The 23,645-nt window shown below is 59.2% G+C and carries 20 protein-coding genes; 14 read left to right on the top strand and 6 right to left on the bottom strand.

Annotated elements, in window-relative coordinates:
• Both AC1D35_RS15610 and AC1D35_RS15605 read right to left on the bottom strand, forming a co-directional pair.
• Window positions 1–1,366, bottom strand: a 1,366-nt coding sequence (locus AC1D35_RS15610) for an ATP-binding cassette domain-containing protein (protein ID WP_477938968.1), incomplete at its 3' end; no start/stop codon positions are given.
• 4 nt (window positions 1,367–1,370) lie between these two features.
• Window positions 1,371–3,125 carry an ABC transporter substrate-binding protein gene (locus tag AC1D35_RS15605; RefSeq protein ID WP_477938966.1) on the bottom strand — a complete coding sequence of 585 codons (1,755 nt, stop codon included), beginning with the start codon at window positions 3,123–3,125 and terminating at the stop codon, window positions 1,371–1,373.
• Between the two features lie 315 nt (window positions 3,126–3,440).
• On the opposite strand from AC1D35_RS15605, the gene AC1D35_RS15600 reads away from it, so the two are divergent.
• The 6 genes from AC1D35_RS15600 (at window position 3,441) to AC1D35_RS15575 (ending at window position 11,088) form a co-directional block, all read left to right on the top strand.
• Entirely contained in the window at window positions 3,441–5,030 is a 1,590-nt protein-coding gene (locus tag AC1D35_RS15600) for an ABC transporter substrate-binding protein (protein WP_477938965.1), read from the top strand.
• 4 nt (window positions 5,031–5,034) lie between these two features.
• Window positions 5,035–6,054: an ABC transporter permease gene (locus tag AC1D35_RS15595; RefSeq protein WP_477938963.1), complete on the top strand. Its 1,020-nt coding sequence runs from the start codon at window positions 5,035–5,037 to the stop codon at window positions 6,052–6,054.
• A 35-nt stretch (window positions 6,055–6,089) separates the two neighbouring features.
• Complete coding sequence (locus AC1D35_RS15590; protein ID WP_477938961.1) at window positions 6,090–6,890, top strand: ABC transporter permease; 801 nt, start codon at window positions 6,090–6,092, stop codon at window positions 6,888–6,890.
• Window positions 6,891–6,958: 68 nt separating this feature from the next.
• On the top strand, window positions 6,959–8,536 hold the full coding sequence (locus AC1D35_RS15585; RefSeq protein ID WP_477938959.1) for a dipeptide ABC transporter ATP-binding protein: 1,578 nt from the start codon (window positions 6,959–6,961) through the stop codon (window positions 8,534–8,536).
• Between the two features lie 70 nt (window positions 8,537–8,606).
• The gene (locus AC1D35_RS15580; RefSeq protein ID WP_477938957.1) at window positions 8,607–9,740 is read left to right on the top strand and encodes an LLM class flavin-dependent oxidoreductase; all 1,134 of its coding nucleotides are present in this window, start codon (window positions 8,607–8,609) and stop codon (window positions 9,738–9,740) included.
• 115 nt (window positions 9,741–9,855) lie between these two features.
• Complete coding sequence (locus tag AC1D35_RS15575; protein WP_477938955.1) at window positions 9,856–11,088, top strand: GNAT family N-acetyltransferase; 1,233 nt, start codon at window positions 9,856–9,858, stop codon at window positions 11,086–11,088.
• Window positions 11,089–11,318: 230 nt separating this feature from the next.
• Here AC1D35_RS15575 and AC1D35_RS15570 read toward each other — a convergent pair whose 3' ends face one another.
• The 4 genes from AC1D35_RS15570 to AC1D35_RS15555 form a co-directional block, all read right to left on the bottom strand.
• Window positions 11,319–12,347: a sulfate/molybdate ABC transporter ATP-binding protein gene (locus AC1D35_RS15570; RefSeq protein WP_477938953.1), complete on the bottom strand. Its 1,029-nt coding sequence runs from the start codon at window positions 12,345–12,347 to the stop codon at window positions 11,319–11,321.
• A complete protein-coding gene (gene cysW, locus AC1D35_RS15565; RefSeq protein ID WP_477938951.1) occupies window positions 12,344–13,231 on the bottom strand; it encodes a sulfate ABC transporter permease subunit CysW in 888 nt (295 codons plus the stop codon). Before cysW ends, AC1D35_RS15570 begins: the two co-directional genes overlap by 4 nt.
• Window positions 13,232–13,233: 2 nt before the next feature.
• Window positions 13,234–14,055, bottom strand: coding sequence for a sulfate ABC transporter permease subunit CysT (gene cysT, locus AC1D35_RS15560; protein WP_477938949.1), 822 nt, complete (start codon window positions 14,053–14,055; stop codon window positions 13,234–13,236).
• A gap of 73 nt (window positions 14,056–14,128) precedes the next feature.
• The gene (locus tag AC1D35_RS15555) at window positions 14,129–15,130 is read right to left on the bottom strand and encodes a sulfate ABC transporter substrate-binding protein (RefSeq protein WP_477938948.1); all 1,002 of its coding nucleotides are present in this window, start codon (window positions 15,128–15,130) and stop codon (window positions 14,129–14,131) included.
• 441 nt (window positions 15,131–15,571) lie between these two features.
• On the opposite strand from AC1D35_RS15555, the gene AC1D35_RS15550 reads away from it, so the two are divergent.
• The 8 genes from AC1D35_RS15550 to AC1D35_RS15515 all read left to right on the top strand — a co-directional run bounded on the left by AC1D35_RS15550 (window position 15,572) and on the right by AC1D35_RS15515 (window position 23,448).
• Window positions 15,572–16,603, top strand: a complete 1,032-nt coding sequence (locus AC1D35_RS15550; RefSeq protein ID WP_477938946.1) for an isopenicillin N synthase family dioxygenase — start codon at window positions 15,572–15,574, stop codon at window positions 16,601–16,603.
• A gap of 46 nt (window positions 16,604–16,649) precedes the next feature.
• Window positions 16,650–16,805 (top strand): hypothetical protein, encoded by a 156-nt coding sequence (locus AC1D35_RS15545; RefSeq protein WP_162805139.1) that lies wholly within the window; start codon window positions 16,650–16,652, stop codon window positions 16,803–16,805.
• 180 nt (window positions 16,806–16,985) lie between these two features.
• Window positions 16,986–18,029, top strand: coding sequence for an amino acid ABC transporter substrate-binding protein (locus AC1D35_RS15540; RefSeq protein ID WP_477938944.1), 1,044 nt, complete (start codon window positions 16,986–16,988; stop codon window positions 18,027–18,029).
• Window positions 18,030–18,085: 56 nt separating this feature from the next.
• A complete protein-coding gene (locus tag AC1D35_RS15535) occupies window positions 18,086–19,228 on the top strand; it encodes an amino acid ABC transporter permease (protein ID WP_477938942.1) in 1,143 nt (380 codons plus the stop codon).
• 1 nt (window position 19,229) lies between these two features.
• Window positions 19,230–20,315 (top strand): amino acid ABC transporter permease, encoded by a 1,086-nt coding sequence (locus AC1D35_RS15530; RefSeq protein ID WP_477938940.1) that lies wholly within the window; start codon window positions 19,230–19,232, stop codon window positions 20,313–20,315.
• Window positions 20,316–20,463: 148 nt separating this feature from the next.
• Window positions 20,464–20,871, top strand: coding sequence for a carboxymuconolactone decarboxylase family protein (locus AC1D35_RS15525; protein ID WP_113184984.1), 408 nt, complete (start codon window positions 20,464–20,466; stop codon window positions 20,869–20,871).
• Between the two features lie 213 nt (window positions 20,872–21,084).
• Window positions 21,085–21,282 (top strand): hypothetical protein, encoded by a 198-nt coding sequence (locus tag AC1D35_RS15520; RefSeq protein WP_477938937.1) that lies wholly within the window; start codon window positions 21,085–21,087, stop codon window positions 21,280–21,282.
• A gap of 570 nt (window positions 21,283–21,852) precedes the next feature.
• Window positions 21,853–23,448 (top strand): ABC transporter substrate-binding protein, encoded by a 1,596-nt coding sequence (locus AC1D35_RS15515; protein ID WP_477938971.1) that lies wholly within the window; start codon window positions 21,853–21,855, stop codon window positions 23,446–23,448.
• Window positions 23,449–23,645 lie beyond the last annotated feature (197 nt).

The following is a 23,645-nucleotide window of genomic DNA, read 5'->3' as shown; positions in this document are numbered from 1 at the left end:
GTTCTACGATCTTCCCCTGTGTCGTAATATCGAGCGCGGAGACTGGTTCGTCAGCGACGACCAGCGACGGCCTCAATGCAATTGCTCTGGCKATCGCTACGCGTTGCCTTTGACCGCCGGAAATCTGAGAGGGCAAGCGAGAAAGTGCGACTTCCGGAAGCTCGACGTCTGCCAGCAATCGCCGCACCAAACCCTTCAACCTGGTTCGGTCACGTTCCCCGGCGATCACGAAGGGATCGGAAAGAATCGCTTCGACGGATCGTCGCGGATTGAGGCTCGCATAGGGATCTTGGAAGACCACTTGGATTTCTCTGCGCCGCTCGCCGCCTAACCTTGGCTGGCTTCCCGCCTTAGAGTACTGCGCACCTGACAGGGTAATCGCGCCATGGTCGGGACGATCCAGCCCGGCGATCAGGCGACCGATCGTTGACTTGCCCGATCCCGATTCACCGACCAGGCCAAGTATTTCCCCCTTGCCTATCGAAAACGAGACATCGTCAAGGACTGTCTGGTGGGAGACGAACGAGCGGCCCAGTGACGCCACCTCGATGAGAGGCTCAGGGGAACCAACCGACGCGGATTGCGTGTAAGTTCGCGGACCCTCCAGCCTTGCAGCTCCCAGCAGCTCCCTTGTGTAGGAATGCTTGGGAGCCGAATAGATGACATCGGCCCCGTCGCGCTCGACGATAATACCATCGCGCATCACTGCGACATCGTCGGCAATGTCGGAGACCACTGCGAGGTCATGGCTGATCAACACGAGAGCCGTTCCATGTCGCTCCTGCAGTCGCCGCAACAAATCAAGGATGGACGCCTGGACTGTCACGTCGAGCGCTGTCGTCGGCTCGTCGGCGATGATGAGACCGGGGTCCGACGCAATCGCCATGGCAATCATGACGCGCTGACGCATGCCGCCCGACAGGTGGCGCGGATAGTCTCCCAGTCTCTTCGTGGGATTAGAGATCTCGACATCGTTTAGCAGGTTGAGGACACGTTCGCGCTTTTCCTTGCGGCCGACGGACTGATGTGCGGACACCGCTTCACCTATCTGGTCCCCGATCGTCTTCAGGGGATGAAGATTGCTCAAGGGGTCCTGGAAGACGAAGCCGATCTCCGCCCCTCGAATTCTGCGCAAGACCGCGGAGGGAGCGCCGAGGATTTCCAGGCCTCGATAGAGCACGCTGCCCTCGACCGACGCCGAGGGAGGCAGGAGACCCGCCGCGCCGAGAAGGCTGGCGCTCTTGCCTGATCCGGATTCACCCACGATTGCGAGCGTCCTTCCCGGTTCGACATCGAACGACACGCCCCGCACCGCCTCTACGGCACCGAAGCGAACCCTTAAATCACGAACGGAAAGGACGCTCATCGGATCAGTTCTTTACCGCGATGTTTGTGATGTCGGCCTGAACAGCCAGCGAGGACCATGCCCAGTGGGTGATGCGATCCGACGTGATCGCGATCTTGCGCTTCTCGAACAGCGGGATCCACGGAAGGTCGGCGGAGACGATCTTGTCGGCCTTTGCCCAGATCGGAGCAGGGTCGTCCGATGGAAACGCCTCAGCAGCAAGCTTGTTGAGGTCGGCGTTGCTGTAGCAGATCGAATTTACGTTTCCTGTTCCGCAGGGCGACGCATCCGAGTTCAGCCAGCCACCAAGTAGCATGCGGGTGCTTGGCCCCTGCCAGTCGGGAGCGAACTGACCACCCAGCGAGATGTCCCATCTGCTCTTGGCATCCTGGATGAACGAATACCACTGTGTCGCGGGGATGGGGATCAGGTTGAGCTCGATACCTGCAGCCGCAACGTCTTCCTTTACCGCGACGGCGATTGCTTCGAACTGAGCGGTCGTCCGGTAGATTGCGTCGAGCTTGACGCCATTGGGATAGCCCGCGTTCGCAAGCAGTTCCTTCGCCTTTACCTTGTCGCCCTTGTTGCCTTCGGTCGGATAGGGATCGAACGGTTCGTGGCCGAGGATCGTCGAGGTGATGATCTGCGACAACGGCACAGCAGCGATCGGACCACCCTGAACCTGAACAAGGTGCGCGCGATTGACAGCATAGGTCAGCGCCTGGCGTACTTCCTGTTTGCGAAGAGCGTTCGCCCCGTCGCTCTGGGCTTCCGGGCGAGCATTGAAGGTGATGAAGTTCGCTGCGCCGCTGTTGGATGAATGCAGCTGCGCTTCTTTCTGCGTCTGGAAACGCTTGATAGCGCTGCGCGGAGGAACGTCGAGATAAAGGGAGAGATCCGCCTCGCCCGCCTCGATTTTCTGAACAATGCTATCTTCGCTATTTGCCGTGAAATCCACGACGATCTCATCTACATACGCCTTGCGGGCCTCGTCGCTTTCCGGCTTGAAGTTTTTGGCCTTCTTCAGGACGAGCTTCTGGCCGTCCTGATAGGAGTCGACGTAGTAGGGACCACTAGATGGGAAGTTCTTCCGGAAATCGGCCGAATCTGGAAAGTACTTCGATGCTACTTCGGGCGGCAAAGGCGAGACGAAGTTCATCGACAGGATATTGAGGAAGTCGTAGTTCTTTGTGTCCGACTTGATGACAAGCGTCTTGTCGTCGGGAGCGCTTACGCCTGCGATCTCGTGACTGTCGATGAAGGCCTTGGACGCTGCCAGGTCTCCCGTCGTTACCTTCGCAAACTCCTGGCAATAGGCCTTGAAGCCGGAAATCGCGAGATTGAAGTAGTTGATCGCAGCGACTTGCTTGTTCGGATCGCAGAAACGTTTGATGTCGTAGACGAAGTCGCTTGCCACGATCTTGCGGTCGATCGGGCCGGAATAGAAGACGTCGTCCTTCAGATGGAAGGTGTAGGTTTTGCCATCGTCAGTCACGTCCCACGACTTCGCAAGATCCGGCACCAGCTTGGTATCGTCCTTGATGTCATTGGGCGAACCCGGATACGTGACGAGCTGGCGCGTGACCGCGCGCAAGATTTCCCAGGAATCGGTGCTGTAGCCCGTCAGCGGGTCGAACGCATCCAAGTCCTGAAGCGAAGCGATACGCAGGGTACCGCCATATTGTGGTTCGCTTGCGAGAGCATGTGATCCAAGCGCGGCGGTGATCGCGAGGCTTGATACAATCAGTCGGATTGCCAAGCGGTGAGAACGAAGTTTCATTATCCGGTGCCTTAGTTGATATAGTCTATAAGGTTTATAGATTTATATCGGCGCGAGAACGTCCCAAACTTCCAAACTTCGACAAGGTCGGAAAATTTCTGCTCTGATATGAGAGCGTTTGCGGAATACGCTTCCGCCAGATCGCGCTTGGCACCTGCGGGGGGCCTCGAAAATTCCCACACATCAGACGCACCGAGAAGGCGATTTTCGAGTGAGGATTTTCACAAGAGGGGCTGAAATTAGAACAGAACGACTGCCCCCTCGTCACGATTCTATAGCATATCTACAAAAATAGTAGACATTGAGGGATCTGTGGTGACTAGGTTTGGTTGGAAATCATACGCGCTTCACGTCGCTGGAGCGTTCATCGCGTCGACACTGGTATCGTCGGCACTTGCGGCGGACCGGGGCGGGACGCTCAATCTGATCGTCCAGCCTGAGCCGATATCACTGAACCCGGGCATCAATCGGCTCGGTCCTGCGACGTTTGTTGGCGACAAGATTTACGATTCCCTGCTCGCCTACTCGGCAAAGGACATTCAGCCCATTCCGCGGTTGGCGGTCAGTTGGAACACCTCCGCGGATGGCAAGACATATACCTTCAAGCTTCGCTCCGGGGTCACCTGGCATGATGGCGAGCCATTCACATCAAAAGACGTCGCGTTCAGCCTCGGCGACTTTCTTCCTGTTCAGCATGCACGTTCAAAGGATCTGCGAGCGGAGATCGACCGGATCGACACGCCGGACGATCTTACAGTCGTGTTTGTCCTGAAAGCGCCGTACCCAGCCTTCCTATGGTCCCTCAACGTCGCGATCGTGCCAGCACACAAGTATTTGGGCGTGACGGACTACCGCACCGCGCCAGCGAACAAGGAGTTTATCGGCACCGGGCCTTTCAAGTTCGCCGAATGGAAGAAGGGCAGCATCATTCGCCTCGTCCGGAACGACAAGTACTGGGATGAAGGCAAGCCATACCTCGACGAAATCGACTTCCAGATCGTACCGGATGCGAACTCCCGATCGATCGCCTTCGAGACAGGACAGGTGGATGTCCTTCGGTCTGGCGACGTGGAGAATTTCGATATCCCGCGGCTGGGAGCGCTCGATGGTGTGAAGACGAGCGAGGACGGCTGGGAGTTCCTGCAGCCGATCGGCTACGTCCATCTCAACAACCGCAATCCCATCCTCGCAAATCAGAAAGTTCGACAGGCGATCACCCAGGCGATCGACCGCGATTTCATCATCAACACGATTTTCGCCGGATACGGCAAGCCGATCAACGGTCCCTTCTCGCGACTGTCCGCATACAAGGATACGAGCGTTGAGACGGCCTATCCCTATGACCCGCAGAAAGCAGCAGCCCTGCTCGACGTAGCCGGATACAAGGTGGGCGCCGACGGGACCAGATTCACTGTGAAGCTGGTCCCACTGCCCTACGGGGAGATCTGGTCGCGACAGGCAGAGTATCTCCGGGAAGCTCTGGCGGCAGTTGGCGTAAAGGTCGAAATCCAGTCCGTCGACGTAGCTGGATGGTTCAAGCGTCTCACAACCTTCGACTATGACCTTGCTCAGAACTTCGTCTACACGACCGCCGATCCGGGTATCGGCATTTCGTACGCGTACAGGACCGTGAAGGGTGACAACGCGGGTAGCACCGGTGGTAACGTCAATGGCTACTCCAATCCACAGATCGATGCGCTCCTTGACCAGGGCGCCCACGAACCGGATGTCGGCAAGCGCAAGGAGATCTACTCGAAGGTCCAGCAAATCCTGTCCCGGGACGCGCCGATGGTATGGACCCACGACATCGTGTTTCCGACGCTCTATCGCGACAAGGTTCAAGACCTCATCACGACGGCGCTCGGCACCGACGACAACTTTGCCTCTGTCTGGTTGAAGAAGTAAGGCGATGGCGCAGCTCACGTCGCTGAAAGGTCGAACGGGATTAGCAGCGTCCACCGCGGCGCTGCGGCTTCTCAAGGCCTTTGTGACGCTGCTTTGCGTCATCGTGTTCAGCTTCCTGCTGCTTCGACTCGCGCCCGGCGATCCGGCACTGATACTGGCCGGCGATCAGGGCGGCAGCGACCCGGCCTTCGTCGACGATCTGCGTCGTCATCTCGGATTGGACGGACCCGTATACCTGCAACTGTGGCGGTATCTCCAGAGTGTCGCAACGCTGGACTTCGGCCTCTCCTATCGCGACCAACGTCCGGTCATAGATATCGTCCTCGAGAAGGTTCCGGCAACGTTGCTCCTGACCGTAAGCGGGTTCCTGTTCTCCGTGGTACTGGGTGTCACGCTTGGCGCTGTGGCGTCACGCAGGCCCGGTTCCGCACTCGATGGCCTGATAACGACGATATCGGTCGCATTCTTCGCCATGCCGATGTTTTGGGTTGGCCTCGTCTTCATCATCATTTTCGCTGTCAAGCTCGGCTGGCTTCCCTCATACGGAATGGAGACATCCGCCATTGCCGCGAAAGGCGGATGGGCCGCATTCCGCGACCGCGTATCCCACATGGTTCTGCCAGTCCTAACGCTCGGGCTTTTCTACATGTCGGTCCATGCAAGAGTGGCACGCACCGCGCTGCTTCAGGTCTCGGGCATGGACTTCATTCGCACGGCACGCGCAAAAGGGCTCTCTCCCTGGCGCATTTGGCGAGATCACTTGCTTCGAAATGCTTTGCTTCCGACCATCACGCTCGCCGCCCTTCAGGCTGGCCAGCTAATCGGCGGGTCGATACTCGTCGAGACGGTGTTCGCGTGGCCCGGCATTGGAAGACTCGCCTTCGACGCTCTGGCCAGCCGGGACTACAACGTGCTTCTGGCGGTCTTCATTATATCGTCCTGTGGCGTGATCCTAGCAAACCTTATCGCAGACGCCGCCTATCGGATAATCGATCCACGCCTCGATAGGGAGGGAACGGCATGATCCGGCACCCAAGCCACCCCTTGCTGAGGCCTCCAGTGCTTTTCGGCTTTCTGATCCTTGCGACCCTGGCGGTGCTCGTTCTTTTCGCGGACGTCCTTTATCCCGGCGATCCCTGGCGGATGGTTGCACGGCCAAATCTGCCGCCCCTCTCTCCCGGCTTTCCAGCCGGAACCGATATGCTGGGACGAGATCTTGCCGCGGGACTCGTCCATGGCAGCCGCGCGACACTAGCGGTGGCGATCAGCGTGGTCGTATTCGCCGTCACCTTCGGCGCCGCGCTGGGTCTGCTGGCCGGRTACTTCGGCGAACTCGTCGATGAGTCGATCATTCGGCTCACCGAGGTCTTTCAGACCATTCCGGGATTCCTGCTGACGATAATGATCGTCGCAATCCTCTCTCCGACGCRCTGGACTGTGGTGTTCGCGATCGCCCTGATCTCCTGGCCACCAATCGTCCGAATCGTACGCGCCGAAGTGCTGTCCATCCGCCGTCTCGATTGGGTCAGCGCGGCAAGAGTGAGCGGACTTTCGCATCTCCGCATCGCCGTCTCCCATGTGCTGCCGAACGTGCTGCCGCAGGTGGTTGTCCAGGCATCTCTGCTGATCGCAGGCGCCGTGATGATCGAGTCCGGCATCAGCTTTCTCGGACTGGGAAACCGCGACTCCGTCTCTTGGGGTTTCCTGCTCGGATCCGGTCGGACGTCGTTCAGCGTGAACTGGTGGTTATCCACGCTGCCGGGACTGGCGATATTCCTGACCGTGCTCGCGTTCAACCTTGTCGGAGACGGACTCGAACGCTGGCTGGATCCGAAGCGTACCGGGAGGAGCCGACCATGAGGCACGCCTCGACCTCATTGGTATCGATCGAAAACCTGGATATCGCCCTTCCAAAGGGCGGAGACCGATTGCTCGCCGTCTCCAATGCAACGCTGACCATCGGACGTGGCGAGGTGGTCTGCATCGTCGGCGAAAGTGGTTCTGGCAAGTCGCTGCTCGCCTCCGCGATCGCTGGCCTTCTGCCGAGTGACGCGCTGAGCGTGGTCAACGGCTCGCTGACGTTCGACGGCGAGAACGTGCTGACATTGAACGAAGCTCAACTGCGGCGACTGCGCGGCGCACGAATTGGCTATGTATTCCAGGAGCCCATGACAGCGCTCAATCCGCTGCTGACCGTCGGAAGACAGGTCCGTGAGACCTTGCGGGCCCATGGCCATCCGGGATCGGTGGAAGAGATTTCGTCGCTGTTCGCGTCCATGCATCTCCCGCATCCCGAAAAGATCGCTCAGAGGTATCCGCACGAAATATCGGGTGGACAGCGTCAGAGAGTGGCCATTGCGATGGCGATCGCCTGCGAGCCTGAGCTTCTGATTGCCGACGAACCGACAACTGCGCTGGATGTCACGACACAGTCGGAGATCCTGAAGCTCATCCTCGAACTGCGGGCCGAGCGCGGTCTCGCTGTCCTTTTCATCACCCACGATTTCGGAGTGGTTCGCGATATCGCGGATCGCATCGTCGTCATGCAGGACGGCCAGATCGTGGAGACTGGAGCCGCTGCAGACCTACTTGCCTCACCAAAGCATCCGTATACGCGGAGGCTCCTGGCGGCGGTGCCAGACCTCGGGTCCACGCCAGAGCGACGCCCGGTCGAGACGCCCGTCATTCTTGACCTCAAGGGTATCCGCAAACGCCATAAGGCGCCTCACCGATTGTTTGGAAGCGCGCGTGAGCCAACTCCCGCGCTCGATGGCGTAGACCTGGTGTTGCGACAGGGCGAGACCCTTGCGCTCGTCGGGGAAAGCGGGTCCGGCAAATCAACGCTGGGGCAGATCATAACCGGTCTTTTGGAACGGGATGAAGGACGGCTCCGGGTCATGGACGAGGAAATACTCCGTGCCGGGGATCTGTTCACTCGCGAGCGACGTCCTTTGGTCCAGATGGTGTTCCAAGACCCGCAGTCGTCTCTCAATCCGCGTCATAGTATCCGGCGCGTTCTTACCGAGGCTGCGATTAACGGGGGCCTTGCCAGGGATGCAGCTGAAGCCCGTATGGGGGAACTGCTTCGCCGGGTCGGGATCGATCCCAATGCTGCCGACCGCAAACCACACGCCTTTTCGGGTGGACAGCGTCAACGCCTCGCCCTCGCGCGGGCGCTGATGCTTCAGCCCAGGCTGCTGGTGGCCGATGAACCCGTATCGGCATTGGACGTTTCGGTTCAGGCGCAGGTCTTGGCGCTGCTGTCCGAACTACAGCGCGATTTTGGCCTTTCCATGCTGTTCATCACTCACGACCTGCGCGTCGCGGCGTCGATTTCCGATACGATTGCCGTCATGCAGGGCGGCAAGATCGTGGAAGTCGCGCCAGCGGGGCAAATCATCGGCGATCCGAAATCCGCGTATGCCCGCAAGCTGATCGCAGCCATTCCCGGAAAGCGCGCGACCGCCCTACCACCAGAATCCTTTGCACAACGAGACTTCGCATGACTAGCAGCGACCTGACGACTTCCCCGATCATAGATCCATCCTACGCCTACGCCCATGCGGAGATACAGCCGTGAGCGGTCGCATCAATCTCCACTGGTATCTTCCGACGAACGGCGACAGCCGCGGGCTCACAGGTTCGGGAAACGACAGCCACCTCATTGAGTTCGCGGGAGGCTTCAGGCCGCCTACTCTCTCCTACCTCGGCGAAGTGGCTCGTGCGGCGGAAGCCCAGCCGTTCCACGCCGTGCTGACGCCAACCGGGACATGGTGCGAGGATGCGTGGATCGCAACAGCGGCACTATCCCGGGAGACAACGCGACTAAAGTTCCTGGTGGCCTTTCGCCCCGGCCTGATCTCCCCAACGCTCGTCGCGCATCAAGCGGCGACATTCCAAAGGGTGACAGACGGCCGACTGCTGCTGAATGTGGTCACGGGTGGGGATCGCTTCGAACAGGCCCGATTCGGCGACCATCTCGACCACGATGCGCGGTACGAACGAACAGCAGAGTTCATCCAGGTTCTTCGGGGCGTCACGGATGAAACCCGGCAGGAGCCCTTTTCCTTCAAGGGCAAGCACTATGACATTCGCGAGGCGCGCATCAACACCGCTCCCTTTGGTCTACCCGAGATCTTCTTCGGCGGAGCCAGCAACGCGGCGACAGAAGTCGCGACATCCCATGCCGACGTCTATCTCGTCTGGGGACGCCAGCCGGACCTGGAGGCCGACAACATCTCGAAGCTGAAAGCTCGGGCGACAGCCAAGGGTCGCGAGTTGAAATTCGGTGTCCGCTTGCATGTCATATCAAGGGACACCGAGAGCGAGGCCTGGGCAGTGGCGGACAAACTTCTGTCCTGGATCTCTCCGGATCAGGTCGCAAAGGCGCGCGACCTCGCTTCGAAGTCTGAATCGGTCGGACAAAGCAATATGTCCGCACTGCATGCCGACCGCGATGGCCTGCCGAAATCGGCGCGCGAACTTCAGATACACCCCGGCGTCTGGTCGGGCTACGGTCTCGTTCGCGGCGGCGCCGGGACCGCATTGGTCGGAAGCCACGGACAGGTCGCGGATCTCATCGAAGCCTATCATGCAGCCGGCTTCAATCACTTCATCCTTTCCGGACAACCGCATGTCGAGGAGGCGTGGCACTTTGGCGAAGGCGCAGCAGCACTCCTGAAATCCCGGGGTCACCTCGCTCCGGTGTAGCCACCGATGGGACAGGCCCAGCGGCAGTGACCCGCGCCGCACCGCTCAAGGAATCCGAAGGCGGCCTGCCCATCGTTGTCCACGTTTCTCTGTATATTATTGTCGAAAGCCCAGAATGACCAATCAGCTGCACAATGTCGAAGTTCGTTCGCTCGCCCACCTTGAAGGGCGCCGGGAGGCCTTCGCCAAGTTCCGGCAGTCCATGCTGGGCATCGGTGATATCGGGCGCGCAAGCCCGGAGGCAGAAGCCGCGTATCTCCAGAGCGGCTCCCCGATCGGAGGATTTGTCGACGGCGAACTGCAAGGCGTTGCGAACGGATTCGAGTCTGCGGTCGCCCTCCCTGGAGGCAATTGGGTTAGTCATCTGGCCGTCACGCATGTCGGCGTTTCCCCCACGCACTCGCGGCGTGGGATCGCACGCATCCTTCTGACCGAGCAACTTCGCCAGGCTCGCGCGAAAGGCTTCGTTGTTGCAGGCCTTCGCGCTTCGGACGCCAGGATATACGGCCGCTATGGCTACGGAATCGCATCCTGGTCGGTTCGCCAGGAGGTCGACCTCGCCAACGGAGGAAGACTGATTCACGGCTATCGGGACGACGTAAGGCGGGTCGTGGACGCTCTGGAGAACTTCGACCTGTTCAAGAGGATAGCCRACTCCGCGCCGTCACCGCGCGCCGCCACCCTTCTTCGCTGGGATGCTTGGTGGGAGATCCAGAAGTTTCGCACGGCACAGGGATCGACGCCACATCATGCGGTCGTCATCGGATCGGAGGGTGCCGAGCGCGGCTATCTGAGGTTTCACGTTCAACCGTCCGAAAACTGGTTCAATTCGGCTCAGCGAACGGTCATCGTCGATGATCTGGTTGCGCATGACAACGATGCCTGGAGAGGGCTGATGGAGCACCTCCTCTCTCAGGATATCCTCCACAGGGTCATCCTGCCGTCCCGCCCCGTCGACGATCCGTTGCAGCTTCTCATCGACAATCCACGGGCGGTCCAGATTTCGGATCATCGCGATGAGAGCTGGATCAGGCCGTTGGACCTGAAGAAGTTCCTCAACGGACGTACCTACGGGCGCCACAGCCGTGTTGTGTTCAGGCTTACGGATCCGATCCTTCCTGAAAACAGTGGGGTCTGGTCCATATCTGCCAGCGGCGCGGTTCGGAGCGACGAAAAGCCCGCAATGGAGCTGTCGCTGCAGACGATTACCGAGCTTACCTTCGGCGCGCAGTCAGCCTGCTTGCTGGCCGCGGCAGGACGAATCGAAGCTGAATGCCACGCCATTGACGCCCTCGATGAAGCTTTCGCCACGACTGGCTCGAAACCTCACGCCGCGATTTCGTTCTAGCACGTGCTATGCACCAGAAGACGGTTAAATCTGGGAAGCGGGTGTGGCACTGCTCCACGGTCACGAGACCGGCAAAACGAGGTGCAAAAACACTAAAGGAAGATCCGGGAAAAGAACTGTTAACGGATCTCTGGCCGATTGGACCGCATTCCGATCGTCAAGCCTGCGGAGCAGACTTTGCGGAGGGCAGACGCGCGGATCGTCGAACAACGGTCGTATCCGTTGATCGGCTATTCCCGTGCGAAGACCCTGGACCGCACGATCTTGAGATAGCCTTGAGAGGAGCGCGCGACCGTCAGGTCGGGCCCCGCATCGACTTCCAGGGTCCGGCCCGATGGCGTGAGAGCGACGAGCCGGCGGGAACCAGGACGGTCCAAAACCCTGCTGATCGTTGCAGGAATGCCGYTCGCCTCGTTGGGTGCCCAGGCAAGATCGTTGGGGCGCAGGAGGATATCGGCGGGGCCGTCGGCGCAACCGGGAGCGTCGACCAGCAGTCCATCGAAGACTGCCCGGCCGCCATTTACCGTTGTTTCGATCACATTGGTATCGCCGAGGAAGCGCATGATGAAGGCAGAGGCCGGATTGCGGCAGATCTGTTCAGGTGTTCCTTGCTGGGCGATCTTGCCCTCATTCAGGATGACGACACGATCGGCAAGATCGAGCGCCTCCTCCTGATCGTGTGTGACGAATAATGTCGTAATCCCGAGTTCCTCGTGGATCTCCCGCAACCAGCGGCGCAGGTCCCGCCTGACATTGGCGTCGAGCGCGCCGAACGGCTCATCGAGCAACAGCACCTTGGGATCGACGGCAAGGGCGCGCGCCAAGGCAACGCGTTGCTTCTGGCCGCCGGAAATCTGACCGGGAAACCTCCGGTCCAGGCCCTCAAGACGCACGAGGCGCAATAGATCATTTACGCGTTCCGCAATCTCGGCCTTGGTGCGCTTGGCAGCCTTTGTCGTTCTCATGCCGAAGGCGATGTTTTCAGCCACCGTCATATGCGGAAAGAGCGCGTAATGCTGGAAGACAAAACCCACTCCGCGATCGCGCACGGGAATGTCCGTTGCATTGCGGTCGCCGAAGTGGATTTGCCCGCCGTCGGAAAATTCGAGTCCTGCGACCATGCGCAGGATGGTCGTCTTGCCGGAACCGGATGGACCGAGCAGGGCCACGAGCTCACCGCTTTCGATGTCCAGAGAGACACCGTGAACGGCTCGAAAAGTGTCGAACGTCTTGACGACCTGATCGAGACGGATCTTCATGGCTTTTCCCCATTGTAAGACATTGAACCTGCCGCCTGTGCAGACGCATACACACGTCCGGCGCCGCGCCGCTCGAGAAGCACTTTGGCGACGATTGTGACGACCGCCAGGATCGCCAGGATGGAGGCGGCGGCGAAGGCACCGGCCGTTTGATAGTCGTGGTAAAGCAGCTCGATGTGCAGCGGCAGCGTATTGGTCTCGCCGCGAATATTGCCCGATACGATTGATACTGCACCGAACTCGCCCATCACGCGGGCGTTACAGAGCACCACGCCGTAAAGCAGCGCCCATTTTATGTTCGGCAGCGTCACGGCGAAGAATGTGCGCCAGCCGGATGCACCGAGCGACKTTGCGGCCTCCTCCAGGTCCCTGCCCTGCGCCTGCATCAACGGAATGAGTTCGCGCGCCACGAAAGGCGCCGTCACGAACATCGATGCGAGAACGATGCCGGGCAGCGCAAAGAGGACCTTGATGCCGGCGTCCTGAAGCAACGGACCAAAGAGGCCTTGCAGGCCGTAGACGAAGAGGTAGCAGACACCGGCAACGATCGGTGAAATCGAAAAGGGAATTTCGATGACGATCAGAAGCAGCCGGCGAAACGGAAAGTCGAACTTGGTGATCGCCCAGGCGGCACAAATGCCGAAGACAGTATTGACCGGTACGGCGATCAGGGCCGTCACGACGGTCATGAAGATCGCGCTTCGGGTGTCCGGATGGGCGATGGCCGCGAAATAGACCCCAACGCCCTGGGAGAAAGCTTCGACACCGATGACAATCAACGGCGCCAGAATAAAGAAGGCACCGACAATCAGAACTACGCCAATCAAAAGGAGGCGGACGATCGGGCCGTCACCGATCCGTGGAGGCGCATGTCTTGCGCGCATGGTCAGTTCCTTTCCGTGTAGCGCAGGGCGTGCTTCTGCAGCATCCCCGTCACTGTCAGCATGAGGAAAGCAGTGATCAGGAGCATCGAAGCAACTGCTGCCGCGGCCTGATAATCATATTCCTCCAGACGGATGAAGATCAGCAGCGCGGTGATCTCGGTCTTGAACGGCTGATTGCCGGCAATGAAGATGATCGCTCCGAATTCTCCGAGGCTGCGCGCAAAGGAAAGCGAAACGCCTGCCAGGAGGGCCGGCGACAAGAGCGGAAGAATGACCCGGCTAAAGATCTCGCGATCGCTTCCGCCAAGCGACTGGGCGGCTTCCTCGAGGGCCGGATCGATCTCCTCGAGCACCGGCTGCACTGTGCGAACGATGAAAGGCAGGCTTGTGAATGCCATGGCGACAACAATACCGAACGGTGTGTAGGCAACCTGGATGCCGAGCGGGTCGAGCACATGGCCGAACCATCCGCCCGGCGCAAACAGGGTCGTCAGCGAAATGCCGGCAACCGCTGTCGGCAGGGCAAAGGGCAGGTCGACGATCGCATCCACGAGCCGGCGCCCGGGAAACCGGTAGCGTACGAGAACCCAGGCAAGCGCCAGGCCGAAAAACAGGTTGAAGATGGTCGCAGCCAGGGCGCACAGAACCGTCACCCGATAGCTCGCGACTGCGCGCGGCGATGAGACGATTGTCCAGTAGTCGGCGGGTCCGAGGCTTGCCGCCTTGAAGACGAGGGCGGCGAGCGGCAGCAGCACGATCAGTGCGACATATAAGAGCGTTGTGCCCAGCGAAAGCGGCAGGCCGGGCAATACACGGCGTTTCAACGGCGGGTCCCCTTAAACACAATTTACCCGGCGGAATATTCCGCCGGGTAAATGCCAATTCATGGCCGGCTGTTTAGCGCTGACCGTAAATCTGGTCCAGAAGTGCGCCGGAGGCGAAATGGTCTTTCTGGACCTTCTCCCAGGGACCAAACACGTCTTCCACCTTGAGCAGCTTTACCTCCGGGAACTGATCCTTGTAAGCGGCCGATACAGTGGCATCGATCACGCGGTTGCCGTTTTCGGCAAGAATGCGCTGGCCAGCCGGCGTATAGAGGAACGCGAGATAGGCCTTGGCGATATCACGCGAACCGCGCGCATCAGCAACCTTGTCGACGACGGCGACAGGAAATTCAGCCAGCAGGCTGACCGGGGGTGTTACGGCCTGAACCTTGTCAGCGCCGAATTCCTTGGCAATACCGCGGGTTTCGGATTCGAACGTGACGAGCACATCACCGATATTGCGCTCGACAAAGGTCGTAGTGGCTGCGCGCCCCCCGGTGTCGAAGACCGGGACATTGTCGAACAGCTTCTTGACGAATTCCGTGACCTTGGCATCGTCATTGCCGTAAGCCTGCTTGGCGAAGGCGAGCGCCGCGAGATAAGTGTAACGCGCATTGCCCGACGTCTTCGGGTTCGGGAAGATTACCTTAACGTCACTGCGGACAAGATCGTCCCAGTTCTTGATGTTCTTGGGATTGCCGGCGCGAACGAGGAAGGACGGGAAGGAATAGAAGGGCGAAGCATTGTTCGGAAAATCCTTCTGCCAGTCCTTCGACACGAAACCGCCTTTCGCGAGCGTGTCGATGTCGGTCACTTGGTTGAAGGTGACGACATCGGCTTCAAGACCTTCCAGGATAGAGCGCGCCTGTTTCGACGATCCGGCATGCGATTGGTCGATGGTGATATCTTTGCCCGTGTCGGCCTTGTATTTCGGAATGAAGGCGCCGTTGACGGCCACGAAAAGTTCGCGCGAAACGTCGTAGGACGCGTTCAATATCTTGCCCGGCGTCTGGGCAAAGGTCTGACCTGAAAGAATAAGGGCAAAAGCTGCGCTAAGCGCGAGAATACGACCCATAGAAATGTCCCCCAAAAGAAGTTCAACGGCGGCAAGCTACCGGCTTCGGCGGACGGGCACGAGAAATGGACGGTTACAGCGTGCTCTTGCTGAGAAATTTTCCTCTCAACGAGAACGATATCAGGCTTTAATCTTCCCGCATCAATGGCGGATTCTGCCTTGCCGGCGCCCGGCTTTCGATCCTGCGTCCCCGGGACGGCGTGGCGGAAATCCTCGTCTCCCCCGAAGGCGAGGGCGTGACTGCGAGCTCATTCGGCCACTGGCCCCAGGTCAACACAGGCAAATAATCCACAAATTCACTAGAAAATTAAAAGGCCATTTCATTTTACTGATTGATCAATGCGTTGCGTCTCTTTGAATCTTTGCTTTTTGGTTGGAATGATTGGAGCGCCCGGCGCATTGCTGTTACCGCGCGCAACTATTCGAACGAAGGAGAACGACGTGACGTCCGCCCCGAGGAAACTTCCGATACTCGACCTCAAGCGGTTTTCGACCGATCATCCGGAACGCCAGCAGGCGCTCGCCGAACTTCGTGACATCAGCCGCAACCTCGGTTTCTTCTACCTGTCGGGCCACGATATCCCGCAGCAAGAGATCGACGATCTGATTTTGCTTGCGCGCCGCTTCTTCGCATTGCCGGAGGAGGAAAAACTGGAAATCGAAATGCGTCGCTCGCCGCATTTCCGCGGTTACAATCGCGCTGGCTTCGAGTTCACGAGGGGCAAGCAAGACTGGCGCGAACAGGTCGATTTCGGGCCTGAACGCCAAAGATTGCAGGTGGCGTCGGGCGATCCTGCCTGGAAACGTCTCATCGGCCCGAACCAGTTTCCCGCGGCTCTGCCGTCGCTTCGTACGGCGGTCCTCAAATGGATCGACGATGTTACCGCCGTTGGGCTCGCAGTGTTGCGGGCGCTTGCCGAAGCGCTCGGCCAGGAGCCGGATGTTTTCGCGCCGATCTATGCCGACGGCCCCAATCAGCTCTTGAAGATCGTGCGCTATCCGGGCCGCGATCAGACTGAAAGCGACCAGGGCGTCGGCGCTCACAAGGATGGCGGTTTTGTCACCATCCTGCTTCAGGACGTCGTCGGTGGCCTGCAGGTCGACGACGGCGCTGGCGGCTGGATCGATGCACCGCCGATCCGCGGGACATTCGTGGTCAATGTCGGGGAATTGCTCGAACTGGCGTCGAACGGCTATCTAAAAGCCAACATTCATCGCGTCGTCACCCCGCCTGCCGGGGGCGACCGGCTTTCGATCCCCTTCTTCCTGGGCGCCAACCTCGCCGCCACCATCCCAGTGCTTGATCTGCCGCCCTCGCTGCGCGCCGAAGTGCCCGGCGTCACTCAAGATCCGCTGAACCCGCTCTTTAGGGAAGTGGGAAGAAACGTCCTGAAGTCGCGCCTGCGATCCCATCCCGACGTCGCACACGAACATCATGCCGATCTTCTGGCAGAACCGTCAATCGGCTCCTAGACATCTTCCCGTCGCACCGATGGACAGATCCTTTTGAAAGCGATCAATGAAGCTCGACAGATCGATCCTCACCACGCTCGCAGCCCTCGCCCTCATGAGCGCTCTCGTCGCTGTCAATCCTTTCGGGCGCAACCTCGTCACGCGCGCGGCGTCGGAGCCTAATCAAGTGGCCTACGACGGCGCAACCGAGCCTTCCCCATAATTGCTCGCCGCGGCAGGATCGGCTGAAAAAAGAGGCATTCTGTTTCAATAAAGGGCAGTACTTTGCAATAATCTATCTATTATATAGATTTTATCTATTTAAATTTGATCGTGCAGGACGTGATCCGATCCTCCCAAGCTCGACCGGCCTGCATGAAGGGGCAAACTTTAAGGGGTTTTCATGCGTGCATTCTCACCTATTCTCCGGCAGTTGACGGTCGCTGCCGGAACCGCAGCGATTGTGGCCGCGTCCATTTTGCCGACGACGGCACAGGCCGGTCCGACACTCGACAAGATCAAGGAACGGGGTGTCATCAAGGTCGGTGTCGGAACGACGCCAGGTTTCTTTACACCCGACAGCAACGGACGCTGGCAGGGGTTCTTCGTCGATTTCGGCCGGGCACTCGCGGTCACGGTCTTCAACGATCCCGACAAGGTCGAGTTCACCAACTCCTCACCCCAGCAGCGCCTGCCGGCCCTCCAGGCCGGCGAGTTCGACATTCTGTTGTCCGGCGTCACCGAGACCGTTACACGTGCGTTCAAGCTCGGCTTCCACTTCGGTCCCGTGGTGTTCTATGACGGCCAGGGCCTGCTCGTGCGCAAGGACCTTGGCGTCACCAAGGGCGAAGATCTTGATGGTGCGACCATCGGTGTCCAGAGCGGTACGACGGGTGAATTGAACATCGCCGACTTCTTCCGCAAGACCGGCAAGAAATTCACGCCGGTCACGATCGAGGAAACGAGCGAATTCACCAAGGCGCTGGATTCGGGCCGCGTCGACGCCCTGACACAGGATTCGACCGATCTTGCAGCAAAACGCACGCAGCTCAAGAACCCTGACGACTATGTTCTCCTGCCGGAACGACTGTCCAAGGAGCCGCTCGCACCCGCAGTCCGCGGCGGCGACGACCAGTGGCTGGAAATCGTCAACTGGACGGTTTACGCCACCGTCCAGGCAGAAGAGTTCGGAATTACCAAGGAAAACGTCGACAGCTTCCTGACGACTGACGACCCCGCCATCAAGCGGTTCCTCGGCGTCGATCCATCACTCGGCGAAGCAATCGGACTGGATCCGAAATTTGCCTATAACATCATCAAGGCGGTCGGCAATTACGGTGAGATCTTCGAGCGCAATGTCGGCAAGGGCACGCCCCTGAACTTCGAACGCGGTTACAATCAGCTATGGACGAAGGGTGGCCTCATCTATTCGCCGCCATTCCGTTGAGCGCTTACGTGCAAGAGAGCGCGCGATCCGTTCGTCACCATCGGCCGGGCATCTCGATGCCCGGCCTTCTTTACGCCATGCGGTCCTGGCTCGGTCCTTCGTTGCCGCTGCAGCTTGCAACACTCTTTCTGACCGCCGGGCTTTTCTGGTATCTCGGGGCCAATATCGTCGACAGCATGCACAGGCTCGGGGTCAGACCTGGTTTCGGCTTTCTCGGCCAGAGAGCCAATTTCGAGATCGGCGAGAGCTTGATTGCCTATTCTTCTGCCGATACCTATGGCCGGGCGCTGCTCGTAGGGCTTTTCAACACGATCAATATCGCATTCTTCGGCTGCTTGCTTGCGACCGTGCTTGGAGTCGTACTGGGTGTTACCCGCCTGTCGGGCAATCTCATTCTCTCCAATGCCGTGCGCGCTTATGTCGAGATCTTCCGCAATACACCACTTCTCCTGCAGCTTTTTCTCTGGAGCACGATCTATCATGCCCTGCCGGCGCCGCGCCGGGCGATCGAGCTCTTCGGCGCTTTCTTGACCAACCGCGGCGTCTTCGTCGCAAAGCCGGTCCTCGCCGGTCCCTCGCCCCTTCTATGGGTGCCGATTGGCGTCGCCGTTATCGGGGTATCATATGTGTTTGCGCGCAAGGCCTTCTTTGGACGCCCCTTCTACGCCACGCGGCTCTTTGTGACCTGCTCCATCAGCGCGTTGGTCTCTCTCTGGCTGGCCGGCGTCGCCGTGACGCTCGAACTGCCGGTGAAAGGCGGCTTCAATATCAGCGGCGGATTGTCGCTCACGCCCGAATTCGCGGCCCTGCTGACCGGGCTCGTTTTCAATGCCGCCGCAACGATTGCAGAAATCGTGCGCAGCGGCATCCAGTCGGTGACCAGCGGACAGTGGGAGGCGGCCCGGGCGCTTGGCCTTCGCCCCAGTCATATCATGCGTCTCGTCGTGCTGCCTCAGGCCCTGCGCGTGATCACGCCGCTGATGACGTCGAGCTATCTCGACCTGACCAAGAATTCGAGTCTGGCGGTTGCGATCGGCTTTCCGGATCTGGTGAGCGTCGCCAATACAACGGCCAATACGACCGGACAATCGCTCGAAGCCATAGCGATCATTGCGGCAGCCTATCTCGCGCTCAATCTCACCGTCTCCTTGATCATGAACCTCTATAACCGCCGCATCATGATGAAGGAGCGGCGGTAGAATGAGCGAACTGCAATTCAGCCAGCCGAGGTGGCGCTCGCCTCTGCAGATCTCCGGGCTCTTCGATACGAAATTGAACGGCCTGATCACGCTGTTATCGCTGCTGTTCCTTCTCTGGCTCTTCGTGCCGCTTTGGGACTGGGCTGTCAGGGACGCGGTCTGGTGGGGCTCGGCTCAAGATTGCGGCACCACCGATGCCGGGGCCTGCTGGGCCTTTATCGGCGCCAAGGCACGGTTCATCCTCTTCGGATTTTATCCTCCGGACCTGCAGTGGAGACCGCTGAGTGTGCTGCTGATCATCGGCGCCCTGCTCTGCGTTTCTGCAATGCCGCGATTCTGGAGCATTAGGCTGCTGCCGGCTTGGTTCGTTGGACTGCTGCTCTCCTGGCTGTTGATGACCGGCATGGTGACACCGCCAGGTGTGCCCACAAACCAATGGGGTGGCCTTCCGATTACGATCCTCATTTCGCTGGTCGGCCTGGCAAGCGCATTTCCCTTGGCAACCCTGCTTGCGCTTGCTCGCCGCTCGTCGATGGGCCTTCTGCGGACGGTGGCAATCGTCTTCATCGAATGCCTGCGGGGTATCCCGCTGATCGCCGTGCTTTATGTGGCGATGCTGATCGTTCCGATGGCGATGCCGGCGCAGGCGCTCTCCGACAAGCTCCTGCGGGCGCAGATCGGCATCACGCTCTTCGTGTCGGCCTATCTTGCCGAGGTGATCCGCGCGGGCCTTCAGTCCGTGCCTGCCGGACAGACCGAAGCCGCCTATTCGCTTGGCCTTGGCTACTGGCGCGCCATGCATCTCATCGTGCTGCCACAAGCGCTGAAGGCGGTCATTCCCGCGATCGTCAATCTGTCGATCGGCATCCTTCTAAACACCGCGCTTCTCGCCGTCATCGGCATCTCGGATCTCTTGAACACCGCCAAGATCGCCGCGACCGATCCGAACTGGCTTGGCTTCTATTCCGAAACTTTCCTATTTGCAGGGGTGATCTATTTCGCGATCAGCTTCAGCGCATCACGCTTCAGCCAATGGCTCGAACGGCGCCTGCAACGCGGCCATGTCGGCACGAGCGGGCAGGAGTAGCGTGGCGGCCCGCCATCGGCGAGAGTGGGCTATTGCCCGCGCCATGGCAGGCCTTGCGACTTGCGCTATGTTCTCATCAAGCACTCTGGCTTGAGGTTTCTTTTCCGGAGGATTGCTGACAACGCCCGCAAGTACAAGGAGACGATCAATGGCAACAGTCAGGCTTCTGAGCGACGAAGAAGCGGCTGCAATTCCTGCCGTGAAAATGGTGTTCGACGACATCAGAGCGACGCGTCAGACCGATTTCATCAACAATTTCTGGCGGGCGCTCGCCAATGATCCGGCGAACCTGAAACGTGTCTGGGAGACCGTGAAATCGGTAATGGGAACCCCTGGAACCCTCGATCCGCTGACCCGCGAAATGATCTACATAGCCGTCTCCGCCGCCAATGCCTGCCAATACTGCGTGCAATCCCATACCGCAGCTGCGCGCGCACGCGGGATGACGGACGCCCAGCACGGCGAACTACTGACGATCATCGGCCTTGCCGCGCAGACAAACCACCTTGCGCTCGCAATGCAGGTTCCGCCCGATCCGGCGTTCGATGTCCACTGAGCGAAAGGGCATCGAGAAAACTGCCGAAGTCAGAAAATCCTGTAAAATTAGAACAGTTTCTTACAGAGAGGCGGAGTTCTAGGACAACTTCGAATACCTTTCCGTTTTCGCCAATGCTATAGTCTATATAAATTATAGACTATTATTGACGCTTCGCTTCCTGATCTTGGCCTCGGCCGGTTCAGTCGCTGCGAAGCTCAACGGAGAGGCGCCATGAGCAGGCAGGTTATCGAGTATGAAGGATTGCCGGTCGGCATCGTCGTGCCGGACAGTGATGGGTTGAAGTTCGTTGCCGTCAAATATGAGGTCTACGATCTCGATGAGCAATGGTTTGCGTCCGCATCGGATGTCCTGCGCGCCATCCACGTTCTGATGGCGGGCCGCAGGACAACGGCAAGACAGGCAGCCTGACAGGAGGCCTCCCAATGGGATGATTGCGACGCCTACTTCGACTGGCGGTACGCCACCGCGAGCTGGAACGGGGTCTCATCATCAACGAGTTTCGAGCCCTGTTTCTCGACGACTTCGACGCGGGCCGAAGCGGAGATGCGGACAAGCCTGCGGGAAGTCTCCGATGAGATTTCCTTCCTAAATCGTCTCTCTCGCTAGGCCCCACAGCAGCCTCGTCATGGCAGGGCCAGATCATCGTCACATTGATCAGGGCAATCGCTCATCACGCCTGATATGTCGTTCGTCGACATAGACCGGATAGCTATTCTTGGCTGCCATAACAGCATCCCTATCGATTTCGATGGCGATCATCGGCTACGCCGGACCCGTCTCGGCGATCGAGAATTACGCCGAGCTTCATCATTGAACTTCAACCGAACCGTTTGATGGCCACACTGATCAGAGCTCGCCTTGCAAATACCAACGAATTTTTTCTTTCGGGCCCACGAAGAATAATAGTTTTGACCAACTGCCCCTCGCGGTGAACGTTTCACCAAAACTGTCAATGGCGAGGCACCCATGTCGTCCAGCATCCTCCTTTCGCGCCGTCGCATGCTTTCCTTGAGCGTGGCGGCCGCCACCATACCGTTCATTGCTCCGCTTGTCTCGCTGCCGGCGCTGGCGCAAGAACCGACAAGCGGGGGAACGCTCACCTATGCTTTCCGCAATGAGTCCCCGACACTCGTGGCGACCAACAATACGTCCGGCACGGCCTGGACAGTCGGGCCGAAGATCTTCGACGCCCTTCTGCAATATCGTGACGACATGACCCCCGAAGCACAGCTGGCGACGCAATGGGAGGTTTCGCCTGATGGGCTTCGCTACCGATTTACCCTTCGCCAGGGCGTCAAATGGCATGACGGCCACGACTTCACCTCGGCAGACGTCGCCTTTTCGAYCAATTTTCTCAAGGTCGCCCATCCGCGCGGCCGCAGCACCTTCTCGAGCGTCATCGACATCGAGACGCCGGATCCGCTGACAGCAACCATCGTGCTCGACAAACCGGCTCCCTATCTTCTGAGCGCCCTTGCCGCAACCGAGAGCCCGATCATCGCCAAGCATATCTTTGAAGGCAGCGATCCTGCCTCGGTCCCCCGTGACGACCAGCTGATCGGAACGGGACCTTTCGTCTTCAAGGAATATGTGCGCGGCAATTACATCATTCTCGAACGCAACGCCGCGTACTGGAACGCGCCCAAACCCTATCTCGACAGGATCGTCTTCCGCTTCATCACCGATGCGGCAGCCCGTTCGGCCGCTTTCCAGTCGGGCGATGTCGATATCGGCGACGCCGGCTCCGTCCCGCTCGGCGATATCGAGCAGATCTCGGGCTCGCCCAACCTTGGGGTCGAGACCAAGGCCTACGCCTATTCCGGCAGCCAGTATCAACTGATCTTCAACTTCGACAATCCCTACCTCAAGAACCAGAAGGTCAGGAAGGCGATTGCCCATGCGATCGATCTGAACGTCATCGTCGATACCGTTTTCTACGGCTTTGCGGCGGTCTCGCCGTCACCTGTCAGTGTCACCCTGCCAAGCTTCGTCGATCCCGCCATCAAGCCCTATGCAGTCGATCTCGACCGCGCCAACACGCTGCTGGACGAGGCGGGATATCCGCGCAAAGGCGGACAGGCGCGCTTTTCCCTGCGCCTTCTCTTCAATCCGGCACAGGACAAACGGCTGGCAGAATATTTCCGTCAGGCGCTGCGCTCGATTGGCATCGATGCTGCCATCGAGAGCTATGATTTTGCGACCTATGTGAAGGTCGTCTATTCCGACCGCGCCTTCGACCTGACGTCGGAAAACCTCAACAACGCCTTCGACCCAACGGTCGGCGTCCAGCGCGTCTATTGGAGCAAGAACTTCAAGGTCGGATTGCCGTTCTCGAATGCGGCGCATTACGCAAATCCCGAGGTCGACAGGCTTTTGGAATCGGCAGCCCGCGAACCCGACGCCGACAAACGCCGGTCGCTGTTTTTCGACTTCCAGCGTCTTATCATTGACGACGTTCCGGCGATCAACACGGTCGCCCCCGCCGAGGTCGTCGTCTACAACAAGCGCGTCAGGAACTTCGCACTCGGTGCCGAAGGTCTGAGGCGTAATTTTGCGGATACCTATTTACAATAGGGCCTGATGGAAACGGCTGACCGGAACGGCGGCTGGGTGCGCGTCATTGATGACGTCGACACAATTGCGAACTGCTTTGGCAAGACAGACCAGATCATTAGCACAAGATTTTCCTGCCATCGTCAGGATTGGATGAGAACGCCTCCCCTCCCATCGGCGCTGCCTGTAGGATCACAGTCACTTGTTCAAGGAGACAT

The organism is Rhizobium sp. P1_E6 (genome assembly GCF_056405875.1).
The sequence above is the reverse complement of the archived record's forward strand: the minus strand, read 5'-3'. Positions and strand labels throughout refer to the sequence as shown.

What these genes read in the sequence shown, in the direction of transcription:
- AC1D35_RS15530 (WP_477938940.1), top strand. Translation starts at nt 19,230, where the DNA reads ATGAGCGAACTGCAATTCAGCCAGCCGAGGTGGCGCTCGCCTCTGCAG.
- AC1D35_RS15555 (WP_477938948.1), bottom strand. Translation starts at nt 15,130, where the DNA reads ATGGGTCGTATTCTCGCGCTTAGCGCAGCTTTTGCCCTTATTCTTTCA.
- AC1D35_RS15525 (WP_113184984.1), top strand. Translation starts at nt 20,464, where the DNA reads ATGGCAACAGTCAGGCTTCTGAGCGACGAAGAAGCGGCTGCAATTCCT.
- AC1D35_RS15545 (WP_162805139.1), top strand. Translation starts at nt 16,650, where the DNA reads ATGAAGCTCGACAGATCGATCCTCACCACGCTCGCAGCCCTCGCCCTC.
- AC1D35_RS15605 (WP_477938966.1), bottom strand. Translation starts at nt 3,125, where the DNA reads ATGAAACTTCGTTCTCACCGCTTGGCAATCCGACTGATTGTATCAAGC.
- AC1D35_RS15535 (WP_477938942.1), top strand. Translation starts at nt 18,086, where the DNA reads ATGCCCGGCCTTCTTTACGCCATGCGGTCCTGGCTCGGTCCTTCGTTG.
- AC1D35_RS15595 (WP_477938963.1), top strand. Translation starts at nt 5,035, where the DNA reads ATGGCGCAGCTCACGTCGCTGAAAGGTCGAACGGGATTAGCAGCGTCC.
- AC1D35_RS15520 (WP_477938937.1), top strand. Translation starts at nt 21,085, where the DNA reads ATGAGCAGGCAGGTTATCGAGTATGAAGGATTGCCGGTCGGCATCGTC.
- AC1D35_RS15540 (WP_477938944.1), top strand. Translation starts at nt 16,986, where the DNA reads ATGCGTGCATTCTCACCTATTCTCCGGCAGTTGACGGTCGCTGCCGGA.